The sequence below is a fragment of the Aliiglaciecola sp. 3_MG-2023 genome, from assembly GCF_030548205.1.
In the GTDB taxonomy this organism is placed as follows: domain Bacteria; phylum Pseudomonadota; class Gammaproteobacteria; order Enterobacterales; family Alteromonadaceae; genus Aliiglaciecola.
Window position 1 is genome coordinate 125,621 of sequence record NZ_JAUORV010000013.1, and the last position, 12,980, is coordinate 138,600.

At 40.6% G+C, this 12,980-nt stretch carries 11 protein-coding genes; 8 read left to right on the forward strand and 3 right to left on the reverse strand.

All coding sequences use genetic code 11. From position 1 onward, the window contains the following. The first annotated feature begins 147 nt into the window (after positions 1-147). From Q4574_RS15185 to Q4574_RS15195, 3 genes are all read left to right on the forward strand, one after another. Complete coding sequence (locus Q4574_RS15185) at positions 148-1,455, forward strand: MFS transporter (protein ID WP_303475028.1); 1,308 nt, start codon at positions 148-150, stop codon at positions 1,453-1,455. A 39-nt stretch (positions 1,456-1,494) separates the two neighbouring features. Beyond that, complete coding sequence (locus Q4574_RS15190; protein ID WP_303475030.1) at positions 1,495-2,232, forward strand: hypothetical protein; 738 nt, start codon at positions 1,495-1,497, stop codon at positions 2,230-2,232. Between the two features lie 219 nt (positions 2,233-2,451). Beyond that, positions 2,452-2,625 carry a hypothetical protein gene (locus Q4574_RS15195; RefSeq protein WP_303475033.1) on the forward strand — a complete coding sequence of 58 codons (174 nt, stop codon included), beginning with the start codon at positions 2,452-2,454 and terminating at the stop codon, positions 2,623-2,625. Positions 2,626-2,706: 81 nt separating this feature from the next. Here the strand turns inward: Q4574_RS15195 and Q4574_RS15200 are convergent, their stop codons facing one another. After that, positions 2,707-4,050: a hypothetical protein gene (locus Q4574_RS15200; RefSeq protein WP_303475034.1), complete on the reverse strand. Its 1,344-nt coding sequence runs from the start codon at positions 4,048-4,050 to the stop codon at positions 2,707-2,709. Between the two features lie 248 nt (positions 4,051-4,298). Between Q4574_RS15200 and Q4574_RS15205 the strand changes: the two genes are divergently transcribed. Beyond that, complete coding sequence (locus Q4574_RS15205) at positions 4,299-6,389, forward strand: TonB-dependent siderophore receptor (RefSeq protein ID WP_303475037.1); 2,091 nt, start codon at positions 4,299-4,301, stop codon at positions 6,387-6,389. A 285-nt stretch (positions 6,390-6,674) separates the two neighbouring features. Next, positions 6,675-7,397: a tetratricopeptide repeat protein gene (locus Q4574_RS15210; RefSeq protein ID WP_303475039.1), complete on the forward strand. Its 723-nt coding sequence runs from the start codon at positions 6,675-6,677 to the stop codon at positions 7,395-7,397. 149 nt (positions 7,398-7,546) lie between these two features. Here Q4574_RS15210 and Q4574_RS15215 read toward each other — a convergent pair whose 3' ends face one another. Then, on the reverse strand, positions 7,547-9,538 hold the full coding sequence (locus Q4574_RS15215; RefSeq protein WP_303475041.1) for a serine hydrolase: 1,992 nt from the start codon (positions 9,536-9,538) through the stop codon (positions 7,547-7,549). Between the two features lie 611 nt (positions 9,539-10,149). Between Q4574_RS15215 and Q4574_RS15220 the strand changes: the two genes are divergently transcribed. Then, positions 10,150-10,464 (forward strand): DUF1840 domain-containing protein, encoded by a 315-nt coding sequence (locus Q4574_RS15220; protein ID WP_303475043.1) that lies wholly within the window; start codon positions 10,150-10,152, stop codon positions 10,462-10,464. A gap of 79 nt (positions 10,465-10,543) precedes the next feature. Here Q4574_RS15220 and Q4574_RS15225 read toward each other — a convergent pair whose 3' ends face one another. Then, positions 10,544-11,455: a LysR family transcriptional regulator gene (locus Q4574_RS15225; protein ID WP_303475045.1), complete on the reverse strand. Its 912-nt coding sequence runs from the start codon at positions 11,453-11,455 to the stop codon at positions 10,544-10,546. Positions 11,456-11,555: 100 nt separating this feature from the next. On the opposite strand from Q4574_RS15225, the gene Q4574_RS15230 reads away from it, so the two are divergent. Both Q4574_RS15230 and Q4574_RS15235 read left to right on the forward strand, forming a co-directional pair. After that, positions 11,556-12,002: a VOC family protein gene (locus Q4574_RS15230; protein ID WP_216048650.1), complete on the forward strand. Its 447-nt coding sequence runs from the start codon at positions 11,556-11,558 to the stop codon at positions 12,000-12,002. Beyond that, positions 11,989-12,582, forward strand: coding sequence for a glutathione S-transferase family protein (locus Q4574_RS15235; protein WP_216048649.1), 594 nt, complete (start codon positions 11,989-11,991; stop codon positions 12,580-12,582). Before Q4574_RS15230 ends, Q4574_RS15235 begins: the two co-directional genes overlap by 14 nt. The last annotated feature ends 398 nt before the right edge of the window (positions 12,583-12,980 follow it).

Below are 12,980 nucleotides of genomic sequence, written 5' to 3' on the forward strand. Positions count from 1 at the left end.
AATATCGATTAGGTTTCAATCTAAATTTATTTACCCATTCTGAAATCACCTGTTAAAAACACAAAAAATTAAACATATACATATATCAATATATTTAGATAACTGATATGGTCAAAAAAAAAGACGTTATTATTAAGAGTCCTGTGAATGATTAATTCCCAAAGTACCCCTAACCCAAACAATGAATCAAAACCAATTGGCAACGCTTTTATGCAATGGCGTGCACGTAATATTGGCATCTTTGTTTTCGTTATCGCGATTTTAAGTTCAACCCTTACAAATATGGACCAGTCATTATTTAGCTACGTATTACCAGACATAATGGGGACCTTTGCTTTTTCACTTAATGACACAGGATCGATAATCTCAATATCTTTTTTGGCGGCGATGATCATTGCCCCAATAGCAGGGGTTTTAGCTGACCGCTGGAGTCACCGCTGGATGCTATTAATCTGTATGGGGTTATCTGCCATATTAGTTGGTTTACAGGGTCTTGCCACCTCGCAACAAGGGTTTATTATCCTACGCGCACTGAGCTTCGGTTTAAGCGCAGCGTTAGTGCCCATTATTGCTTCCATGGTGGCTAATTATAGCTCAGACAAGAATCGAACTTGGTTCATCTCTTTGCTGCAATGTGGTTATCCATTTGGATGGTTCTTCGCGTCTTTAGTCGTTGCGTTATTGTTAGATAATGGCTGGCGTATGATTTTTATGATGGGGTTTATTGTCGCGCCACTGGTACTGTTGTTTACTTTGAGTTTGCCCAATAATCCTAAATTGTCTGACGATGATGCTAGCGCACAAAATACGAGTTCAATTAAGGACATTTTTTCAGGTAGTTTCCGATTTACTGCCCTTGCTTTCTGCGCAGCATTTTTCTGTTATGGACTGGCTTCAGGTGCCAAAATTTTCTATTTACCCACATTTTTTCAAGTCGCTAGAGGTTATAGCGGTGAGATGGCAGCACTAATAATGGGAACGCTACAAGTGGTTGGTATTGTCGGCTATCTATTATCCGCTTATATCAGTCGACGTTATTTATCATTAAGAGCAACAACATTAACCTTTGCAACACTTGGGGCAATCATGTTGGTCATCGCCATATGGCTGCCTCAATCACAGTGGCAAGATCTTATTGTTTTTTCAATTATGGCGATTTTTGTAAACGGTACTGCTTCCATTGCTATTGTATTTTTGATGAACCAATCTCATCCCAAGTTACGTGGTTCAACGATGGGAATTTGTGGTTCAGCCTGTGTAAATGCAGGGTTTCTAGTTTCCCCGTTAGTGACAACCCGTCTTGTAGAATTTATGGGCTGGCATTGGATGTATACCATTTTCGTAGGTTCAGGATTGATAGCTTCCGGTTTGTTTTTCTTTCTAGCTGGTAAGCATAAAGTTAATCACGAAATGACTAATCCAATAGAAACCTTAACGGCTGAACCCGCTAACTAAAAAAGAACTGCAGTTAGTAAATACAGTACAGGTAAAACTATGCGACATCATATCGACCATTTAAGCTCTGATGCACTGCCTTGGGATAAACTGTCCTCAGGCGTCTATTGTAAAATGCTCAACTTTAATGAAGATAGCGGCGATAGAACGGCTCTTTTCCGCTTTGTACCTGAAGAAGGCGCGAATCCACCTAGCATTCCTCATTACCATACAGTTTACGAAGAACTGTTTATACTTGAGGGAAAAATGACCTTTGATCACAAGACTTGGCTTAGTGACCAATCCTATGTTTATCACCCTCCCTATCTTGTGCACGGTTTTAAAAGTGCAGTTCCAACAGAAACAATTTTTATTGGACGCTCACCGCGCAACCTGGACTTCAATTATCCAAAAGCAATAGCAAAAGACGAGCCTTTTTATATTGATAACAAAACCAGTACAAGAGACTTTGCTTACACCAAGGTGCCAATTGAAAATAACTGGCCAGTATTAATAGGGCCTAGCCAGAAAACGATTGGCCGCAGATTTGTGCTGAGTGAAGATAAACTAAGTAAAGAGGGATCCTGTTTAATTCGATTTTATAAAGGTTTAACAGTTCCCGTTCGAGAGTCAGGCTATGAAACCTATAACGAAGGCTTCATACTAGAAGGACAAGTAGAGGCGGAAGACGGCACTATTTGGCGCAAAGGTGATTACTGGTTTAGACATCCAGGAAAGCCGGTACAGGCTTTAAAAGTAACCGAAGACACATTAGTTTACTCCTCAACCGGTGGATAATTAACTAGGTATATTTACCTTTCATTATCCCCTCGTGGTGAGCGTTATGTTTCACTACTCCACTGATTGAACGGTATAATCTATTCCAAGCTCTGTTTTTGATCTACTTGAATTACTTCTCGTCCCCCCCATTGTGTATATTATAAATAAGTCGCGCCCTTTAGTATGCCGATATTGGATTGGTATTGAAGAATAGCGTGGTAACAGGAGGAGTAAAATTTGACGGTTTTAATTATTTTAGGCGTATTGTTTGCTTCTTTGTTGATCGTAATTCCATTACTCGAGCGTTCGAATTTTAGATTATCTGCAGAGCAAATGTCGAAAATGAGTCGCTGGATACTGCCACTTTTAGTCATAATGGTAGTGATCCAACTAATCATGTACTACACATAATATCCTTCCCCAATAGCGTGTTTGCGCATGGACAGAGGCAACCCTTGAAATGAAAAATTACCTCTGTTTTATGCTGTTTTGTTAATTTTCTAACATGCTTGCAGTTTTCGGGGTACTTAAGAGTTCTTCAAATACTTGCCAACGCTTATCAGGATGATCAGCAGTACCACCATTTGATTCTACGTATTCAGCCACTAAGTCTTTGCCAAGATTATAGTTAATAACGTAACTACGATATTTATCCACAAACCGGGTGCGTTGTAACGCTTTTTCTGGACTATACAATTGGTATTTAACCATGATTTCGGCGGCTTCTTCTCTGCTAATATCACCGTTCAAATATTGTCTTGCCGCTTCGTTACCTGCGTAACTAAGCTCACTAACCAAGTCAAGAACTTGGTAATACAAATCTGCTTTGCTTGCATCTAACCCCGCTAATGGAAACAGTACTTGTTTTTCATATTGCAACCTAGACTCCCCCGGAAACGCCACGTCAATGCCATAATTAGCACTACCTTCAGCAATAAGTGATTGAGGTGAAAATAAGTGATAAATTGAATACTCCACCCACTTATTTTTGTTCACTAATTTTTGTTCCAATAACGCATTGAAAACATGATGCCCCGGATACCCTTCGTGGGCAGCAAGATCAATTGCCCGTGTAATATAAATGGGAAAATCGGTGTTTATTTGAATTAAACTTTGCCCATTGCCTTGATAATAATTGTAACCGCTCCACGCTTTGTCGGTCACATATTCCAATACAAAGTTCTCGTGTTCAGGCAAGGATATTTTCGATAACGTTCTTTTTCTCGCTTCTGCAATGGCAGTTCTAAAAACGATATCAATTTTATCTTTTGGAATAACAAATTGACTGGTGAACTCGGTATAACGCTCTGATAAGTTCCCTTCACCTGGCACTAAGGTATCGAGTTGCGCTAATAAACTATCGAAGTGAGACAGTGGAAACTTAGGAGGGACAGTGTCGTACAACAACTTGGCTTCTTCCTCAAAAACATACTCTTGTCCATCTAACATAGTAATTTTAGTTTCAATCGCAATGAGCAGTTTTTTAAGCATAGTTAATCGAACTTGTTGCTCTTTTGACAGTGCGTCTGTAGGCAAAGCTGAAAGTTGTTTAGTTAATAACTGTGCTTTGGCTTTAAGGCTTGCTGCAGGGAAATCAGAACCTTTCTCTAATTCAGCAGGTTTAAGATCTTCTGGTCCGTAATAAGCATCAACAACATCACTATCGAATTGTCCAACTTCCAATACGAGCTTTACATAGTCAGTGGCTATACTGTTTATAGCTGGCTGCATAACTTCATCTTCCATCTGAGTGCTCATCATTTGATTATCTTTAGTGGCAACCTTACAGGCAGCCAAACTCACAAGTAAAACGGCTAAAATCGCTGATCTTTTCAAATTAACTTCCTAAATCTGATTTGCGCGAGCAATGCTTTCGCCGCGCTTCTTTGAAATTCCTACTGATTGTATAACACTGGTGCTGTTGTTCAAATCCATTGATAACAATCAGCGCCTGAAAGCTTAAATCAGTTAAAACCATAGTAATCAACACACAAATAACACTGCAAATAAGAATTGATATCATTCGTGTTTGTGCTAATATCTCGGTCCTTCGTCGATTAATATAAAAAAATTTAGGACTTTTCATGCGTTTAAACCAGATTTTCGTTGGGGTTAGTTTAGGGCTAATTTCTCTGTCAAGTGCCGCACAAACGCCGGATTCGAGCGATAACGAAAAAGACCTTGAGGTCATTAGCGTAAATGGTTCATATTTTAATGATTATCAAGTGCAGGATGCATCTGGTGCGATGCGAAGTAATATTCCTCTCCTAGAAACTGCCCAGTCAGTCACCGTCATTCCTGATACGATCATTAATGAACAGTTGGCGACTACGTTGGGTGAAGTGCTGAACAATGACGCTAGTTTATCTCCAGGCTCTAAGCAACGTAACCGCGAAGTATTCAGCTCTCGAGGCTTTGAACTAAGTTCTTCTACTGGCTACCTACGTGACGGCCACCAGCATTGGTCGCACTATCAGCAGCCTATCGAAACCTTATCTCGCGTAGAGGTAATTAAAGGACCTTCGAGCATTTTATATGGTCAATCTGCACCTGGCGGCTTGATCAATATGGTGACTAAACAACCAACCAAATCACGTCTTCTAGAAGTATCTGCAGATACTGACCAACTTGGGTCTACTCGCTTCATGTTAGATGCAGGTGGCGAAATCATGGCAGACACAAACTACCGTGCCGTTTTAGTCAAACAAGACGTTAATTTTGACCGTGATTACCAAAACGGTGAAACTCGTGAACGTGACCGCTTCTTAGGTTCACTGGTACTTGAACATAAAATTAGCGACGACTTTATAATCAATGCTTATTACGATCGCACAAACGACAAAGCCGGTTTAGACACAGGTGCATGGCTAAATGATAACGGTGAAATCGTCAGTGAAAAACACACGATCAATGACTTTTCTTGGGCCTTTACCGATATAACTGTAGAGAATATTGGCGCTAAATTAACCTACTTCATTAACCCTGAGTGGCAAGTAAAACTAGGTTATAACGAACAAACTTTCGAACGTGAACGCTTTGAGTCTTCACCTAGCCTACCCTCGGGTTATCAAGCAGGGGATAGTTATAACTCTAACCCTTATGACCGTTTTGATGATTGGCAATTTAAAACCGCCTTTATCGATTTCAATGGTGATGTGAATATTGGTGGCGTTGAGCATAACCTTTTATTTGGCGCCAATGGTCTGGATTATTACTATGGGCAATTAATTGAGCGCGGCGATACAATTACCTTCACGCCTGGTGAAGTTGAGCCTTCACTACCTGATCTTGATTATCACAGAGATGAAACCTTAAGTACCACTGAGTACGATTATTATGGTGTATATTTCCAAGATCTAATGACCTTTAATGATCATTGGCAAGTAGCCATTGGCGGTCGTTACGACAAACAAAATCGTGAAGGAGCTGATAACGAGTCATTATTGCCAAAAGTTGGTGTGCTTTATCACCCAGCTGAAAACAGCACTATTTACGTAAACTACTCAGAAGGTTTCGAGCCGCAATCAAGTGAAACCATTGAAGATGAGTTAGACAGAAACTTTGGTATGGAAATCGATGCAACCACCTCTAAGCAAATTGAGGTTGGCGCTAAATGGGAAGTATCAGATCGTCTGTTGTTGAATACCGCAATTTTCAATATTGAAAAATCAGGTACGTTAATTTCTGAGCAACTAAATGATGATCCAGATTATGAAACAGTGACGACTCAATCTGGTTTACAAACCCACAAAGGGTTTGAAATATCTGCTCAAGGTGCTGTTACCGACAAGTGGTTCGTGATGACATCTGCTATGTATTTACATGCAGAATATGAAGTAGATGAAACTTATCAGGGTAATACTCCTGCAGATGCCCCTAAATGGTCGGCTTCAATCTGGTCTCGTTATGAAGTGAATGAAAAACTATCCCTGAATGCCGGTGTTTTCTATCAAGGTGAGCGTTTTGCTGACAATGCCAACACTGTTACCAAAGACGGTTATGCACGTGTTGATGTGGGTGCAACCTACCGCACAAACTTAATGGGCAAAAATGTTGATTTTCGTTTGAACATTGAGAACCTGTTAGATGAAGACTACTTAGCAGGTGGTGGTACCAATAATGTCACTATAGGTGATGGCACTACCGCAAGGCTTGCTGTTAAAGCATCTTTCTAAACAACTAATTTGCCTTTAGTTAAGCTTTTTAAACAAAGGCACTGTATTACCGCCCTTATTAAATAACATGATAAGGGCGGTTTTTATTTACGCCATTCACCACCTTTTTCTTCCTTTTTTGCTTATCAAAATATTCATTTTAAAAGTACATTGAGCCATGCTCTATTAACTTGTACTCTAAAACGAAATTACACAGGCTAGTAGTAACTCATTAGTTTAGGTGTATTTTATTTATCTGTTCAACGCTCAATTTTCAACAATCACAGCATAAGCCTTAGGATTAAAATGAAAAACTATAATAAATTATCTATTCTTCGATCATGCTTCTTGCTCATCGCTCTTTTCATCTCAATTTCTTTTCACACTAGTGCACAACAAACCTATCAAATTAATAGCAAACTAGAAGAGTCAATAAAATGGTATATAGGTGCAACGGGGCAAGTAGACGATGCCAAGGCGAAAGCACTACTTGAAATTGCAGCATCTACTCAAGATCCTTTGGCCGTAATGTGGATAGCAAGGGTATATTCAACCGGCAGAATGGGATATCCAGCAGATAAAGACAAGGCAAAGGAAATTGCTAAGAGTGTGATTTCTAAAGTAGAAGAATTAGCTGAGCAACAGGTTCCCGAGGCCATATTTTTGATGGGAACCGCTTATGCCGAAGGGCTAGGAAAAAATGAGAACTCACAAGAAGCCGTTGAATGGTATCGACGAGCAGCCAAACTGGGTAACACATTGGCACAACATAATTTAGGAAACGCTTATGCTTTCGCAGCGGGAATTGAACAAAACCATGAGTTAGCGGTAAAGTGGTGGCTCAAGGCAGCAGAGCAAGGCGATGCCATTCCCCAGTACCAATTAGGGCTCAGCTATGAGGCCGGAAAAGGCGTGGCTCAAGATCGCGCTACAGCAAAACGCTGGTATCAAGAATCGGCAGAAAGAGGCTATGCCAAGGCTAAAATCGCTCTAACCAGATTAAATCGACTAGAGCGATTAAATAGGTAATTTAGTCCCTCTGATCCAGAGCTAACTTGATGGTTGAATAGGTTTCGACCTCGTCTGCCAAGCTGCTTGTAGGGAAAAGTACTCATTCACCCCAAGTTATTTGCCAATAACTGTGCATGCTGAGCTTCCCATACAACCGCTCTAAAAACTTACAAGGACATACGCTCAAACATCACGTCCTGGGTACGGCCATTACTGAGGCTTATTCCAGTTACCTTGCCACTTGCATCTCGAATGAAACTCAAATCACTGTATATAGTAGTCGTTTCGCTGAACACATCTGGTTCCGACGGAACTAAGGTCAATTCAGGGAGATTGTACAGTTTTAGCGTGAGGCTATCCTCTTCATTCATGCCGATGGTGTAAAGTACCTCTAACTCATTCGAAAAGTACTTACCTGTATAGTCAGCCAATTGCTTTTTTGTAGGTTCAAATATGTCGAGTTTTGTGAACTCGTAACGATCCGAACTGAGACCGGGTTTAATGGAGATGCCACTTATTTTTTCATTTTTCATCGAATAGCGCACATTGAATTGTCCATCGCTCACCGCAAACTCCGTTTCAGAGAGCGCTATCATGGGCATGGCGTTACTATCGTCAAAGACCATTTTAAGCTGTACGTCTGAAGCCATTATCTCCACAGTCATTCCGAGCAATTCTGATTTGAACTTCCCTGCTAACTGCGCTAAATATTCTGGGGATAAACTAAAACTGCTTATATCTTCTTGATTATCAATTTCTTTCGATGACTCGGTAAAATCCTTGCCAAAAAACAAGTCAACGACTTGATTCCACATAGCCATGTTAAAAGCTGTATTATTGGTGTTTAAAAACACCCCTTTTTCAAGTTCGGGAAAGAATGCATAGTTAGTATAATGCGCCATATCAGCACCACCGTGTTCGTAGCGTAATAATCCCTTATAATCTTCGACGCCCAAACCTAATGCATAAGTTTGCGGTTCACCGTTGTTAAGTATGCCAGGCGTCGTTAATTTAGTGATCAGGTCCTTTCCACCCAACTCGCCAGTGATGTAATTCTGCGACCACTTTGCCATATCAGCAACAGTAGTATAAATACCACCGGCTCCCGGTGCGGAATACAAATCTCCAGCTTCTCGAAAGCCATTTTTATCATTATCGTATCCTTGAACCCCATTGGGGATAATATGGCCAGGATCCCGTCTTACATAAGTGTTTTTCATGTGGAGTGGCTCAAAAATATTTGCCTGCATCCAGTCTGAAAATGGCTGTCCACTAACGCGTTCAACAAGCAGTGCCATTAAAATAAAGCCTGTGTTGTTATAATTCATTTTCTCGCCAGGCGCGGATTGTAACTTTGCTTGCTTTTTCACTATTTCGATAGCTTGATGCTTGTCTATGAATTCTTCGCCCGTCCACCCCCGCATCCCTAAAAAATCAAATATTTCACGTAAACCCGAGGTATGTGTAAGAAGGTTTCTGATGGTAATGTCTGCGCTAAAATCTGGCAGTTCCGGAAAATACTGCCGAAGATTATCGTCTAAGCTTAACTTTCCTTGCTGTTCAAGTAGTAGCATCGCCATCCCAGTAAACTGCTTTGAAACAGAACCAATATTGGTTGGCATGTCGGGGGTAAATGCAACACCATGGGCAATATTTGCCATACCTGCGGAATGAACGTGGGTAGTCTGCCCCTTTTCAAACACACCAATGATCCCACCAGGAGTCGCTTCCTTATCGTATGGGCTGAGTAATTGTTCGAGGCGTTTATCAGGGTCCTCAGGGATGGCCTCATTACGAACTAATTGTATTGAGTAACGGCCAGCGGTACTTTCACCAAACGAGCTGACAACGACTTTATAATCGCCAGCCTTTTTAGTATCTAATGTAAAAGGCTCACTACCAATTTCAGTGCTATTGTAGGCCTTAATTTCTGTCCCTTTAGGGTCAAATAACTGAATTTTCACATCGATTGTGTCTTGCTCAACTTCTCCAAAAATAAAGTGATTTTCTGCCGCCTTGATAAAGTAATTATGCGACTCCCCTTCTTTTAATTCTTTTTTCACGCTTTGGAGTCGTTGTAGAACATGCGTATCTTTAGCACTAAGATTGAATGGCGCAGACAAAGTGACTAAAACGGCTAAAGAGATAAAGTGATTCATTATGTATTCCCTTACTGAATAAAATTTATATGAGCGTTTGAGTTAACCGATACTAAAAGTAAATTAAGGTATAGCACAAGGTAGCAATCATACAAGGTGCATAGCCATTGGGTTAAAGCACACTTTTTAATTTTGTGGTTGCTCACGAGTTTTTATAACTCAATCTACTTGGACGAACTCCTTATAACCTGCGGCCTAACGCTGCGCGATTATCAACTAAAGCTAATCGAAGCTCCTCCCTTAACATGGGTGTCTTAGTAACTCTCCTTATAACCTGCGGCCTCGCGCTGCGCGATTATCAACTAAAGCTAATCGAAGCTCCCCCCTTAACATGGGTGTCTTGGTATCTCCCTTGGTATCTCCTAAACATGGGTGTCTTGGTAACTCCGTTGGTAACTCCTAAACATGGGTGTCTTTATAATTCCGTATCTCCTAAACATGGGTGTCTTTATAATTCCTTGGTGTCTTTATAATTCTTATAACCTCGATGTTTAGACTTCAGATAGGAAGGTATTTAACCCAATGCAGTGAAACTCGTTAGTTGAAGTATAGGGTGTTGTATGGTGTACACTTATATTACATTTTCGAACAACCCGAAGAGTTAAATTATCATGTTAATAATTTTTTCCAGTCAAGCAGGTGCCAACATTACTATGTTCGGAGATATCGCAGTGCAATTACTAAAAATGATGGGGCATAGCGGCACGGTACCCAGTGCAATTCTAGCAAAAGATGTCCCTGCAGCTCTTGCGAACCTGGAGACTGCGCTCGGAGTAGCAACGCAACACGCCGAATCAGAAGAGCTTACTGACGATAACGAAGAAACGCCTGATGTTAGCCTTTCTCACCGTGCTTTACCTTTAATCGATTTACTAAAGGCTGCAATAAAAGACGAAAGTAACGTACAGTGGACGGACAATACTTAGTCCCATTGCCAATGTTAAATTGAAAAATGAAGCGAATAGAGTTTTACCTGTAAGGGTAGAAAATGTAATGGCCTTTCATTTAAGAACAAAGCGCCTGAACACGATCTTTTAGTTTGGGAGCTGCGAAATTAAGGAAGCTTTTCATTTTTTGCGGCATGTACTTTCTGGTTTTATGGAGTAAATGCACAGGCACAGATTCTGGTTCGAATTCAGGCAAGACGATTTTTAGAGTACCTGCTTGCACCCCCTGCATCACTTGGTAATGAAGTTGCTGTGTCGCCCCCACTTTATTTATTGCCGCATACACGGCTGATTCACTGTCGGTAACCGTTAAACGAGAGGCAATATTCATACTTACGGGGGAAGTAGACTTAGCAAGTCGAAAACTCCAATGGGGAATTGTCATATTCGTTTTTAACGTCACACAAGGAAAACCAGCTAAATCCTCTGGGGAAGCTAACGGCGGATACTCCTCTAACAGGCTAGGGTTGACGCAAGTAACGATACGCATCTTTCCGACTGGTGTTGCGATTAAGGAACTATCCGGTAACTTACCAATGCGAATCGCCATATCCACCTCATCTTCAAACAAATTGACATTTCCATCAGCCAACACAAGTTGCACATTTATATTGGCATACAAAGATAAAAACTCCGTCACTATTGGCAAAACATATAAGCGACCAAACATGACCGGAGCCGTAATCACTAAATCCCCTTTAGGCTCTGAATACTCGCCTTTTAAATCACTTTCAGCTTCTTCTACTTGTTCCAGAATGCGTTTACAAGCCTTGATATATTCAAGCCCAGACTCAGTGAATGACAGTTTTCGCGTGGTTCGATGTATCAGGCGAACATCCAGTTGAGCCTCTAGTTCCGATATTTTCCGGCTTAATGTTGGTAAAGGCACATTCAACTCTTTGCTCGCTTTAGAGAAGTTGCCCGCTTCCAAGACTTTTATCAGCATTGACATCGCTTCTAATCGATCCATTATTATTTCACTTTATGAAAATATCTTTACCAAATTTACCGTATTATCTTTTAAATCACAAAGTGTCATAGTTTAAGTTTAAACACAGAAGGACAAAAAAATGAGCTTTGTGCCCCCTATCAATCCTCAGGCAGCCCTTGCTTATGATCATGTTGGAATTAGGGTTAGCAACAGACAAACTGCAATCCATTTTTATGAACGCCTTGGATTTAAAGAAACCTATCGGATCCCAGAAGGTGAAGCCAATGAAATGGTCACCTCCGCTGGCGTCAGAATTAATCTGATATTTAACGGCGCAAAATCAAAAGAGCAAAAGAATGTCTTATTAGACGAACCAATTAAACGACCCGGTGTTACCCATCCAGCATTCATTATTAACGACATGAGTGAATTCCAAGCATGGTTAGCAAAAGAGGGAATTATGATTACTGAAGGACCGAAAAGACTAGGACCACGGAGAATATCACTGTTTATTCGCGATCCAGATGGAAACGTTCTTGAATTTAATCAATTACTACCTGAGGAAGGAAACAATGAAACTATATGATTTAGAACTTTCAGGAAACTGTTACAAAGTAAGGTTATTTGCTTCATTAGCAGAGATACCTCTGACCATAGTTCCTGTGGATTTTATGCAAGGTGAACATAAGGAAAAACACATACTTGACTTAAATCCATGGGGGGAAATTCCAATTTTAGAGGATGGCAAAGTGGTTCTGCGAGATGCCCAAGCCATACTAGTCTATTTAGCCAGTAAATTTGGCGGTGAGGCATGGTGGCCAAGTGAACCCCACCTAAAAGCGGATGTGATGCAGTGGCTGTCAGTTGCGGCAAATGAAATTCAACACGGCCCCAACACTGCAAGACTCATTGAGAAATTCAACATACAAAGTGATATGGCCCTGTGCGCGCAGCGCTCCGAGCGAATTCTAGAGTTAATCAATAACCACCTTTTAAACAATGACTGGTTGGCGGCGGGTCGACCAACAATAGCAGACTGTGCTGTATACCCCTATGTGTCCCTCGCCCATGAGGGAAATATCACAATGATTAAGTACACCAATATCACCGCATGGATGGATCGAATAGAACAGTTACCAGGTTACATTTCAATGCCTGGGAACTAGGGTGATAATCACCTTAAGACGTAACAAAATTAGCGTGCCATTCACGATTAAATACCACAGCAAAGGTAAACCTGCGTTTATCTTTGCTAATTTGTTTTTATCGGCTTTCTACAGACCCTAGCCATCCATTTAATTTAACTGGCTTTGCTGGGTATTTTATTCAACAAGCATTAAGAATAATCCCTCTATTTGTTATTGGCCTTGTCACTTACCACAAAATAAATCAAACAATTTATTTACCTAAACTAGCTTGCAACCATACAAAAACATAATATAACCCACTGTTTCAAATAAACTTTTCATCACTGTTGAGTATATGTCAACAGGGTGTTTCATATATGTTACTTGAGCGCGCAATTTTTAAGATGTAAAAACTACCACTTCCAAAAAACAAAAAA

Bases quoted from the DNA above. Each gene is read 5' to 3' on its own strand.
- Q4574_RS15185 (WP_303475028.1), top strand. From the start codon at position 148: ATGATTAATTCCCAAAGTACCCCTAACCCAAACAATGAATCAAAACCA.
- Q4574_RS15190 (WP_303475030.1), top strand. From the start codon at position 1,495: ATGCGACATCATATCGACCATTTAAGCTCTGATGCACTGCCTTGGGAT.
- Q4574_RS15205 (WP_303475037.1), top strand. From the start codon at position 4,299: ATGCGTTTAAACCAGATTTTCGTTGGGGTTAGTTTAGGGCTAATTTCT.
- Q4574_RS15210 (WP_303475039.1), top strand. From the start codon at position 6,675: ATGAAAAACTATAATAAATTATCTATTCTTCGATCATGCTTCTTGCTC.
- Q4574_RS15215 (WP_303475041.1), bottom strand. From the start codon at position 9,538: ATGAATCACTTTATCTCTTTAGCCGTTTTAGTCACTTTGTCTGCGCCA.
- Q4574_RS15220 (WP_303475043.1), top strand. From the start codon at position 10,150: ATGTTAATAATTTTTTCCAGTCAAGCAGGTGCCAACATTACTATGTTC.
- Q4574_RS15225 (WP_303475045.1), bottom strand. From the start codon at position 11,455: ATGGATCGATTAGAAGCGATGTCAATGCTGATAAAAGTCTTGGAAGCG.
- Q4574_RS15230 (WP_216048650.1), top strand. From the start codon at position 11,556: ATGAGCTTTGTGCCCCCTATCAATCCTCAGGCAGCCCTTGCTTATGAT.
- Q4574_RS15235 (WP_216048649.1), top strand. From the start codon at position 11,989: ATGAAACTATATGATTTAGAACTTTCAGGAAACTGTTACAAAGTAAGG.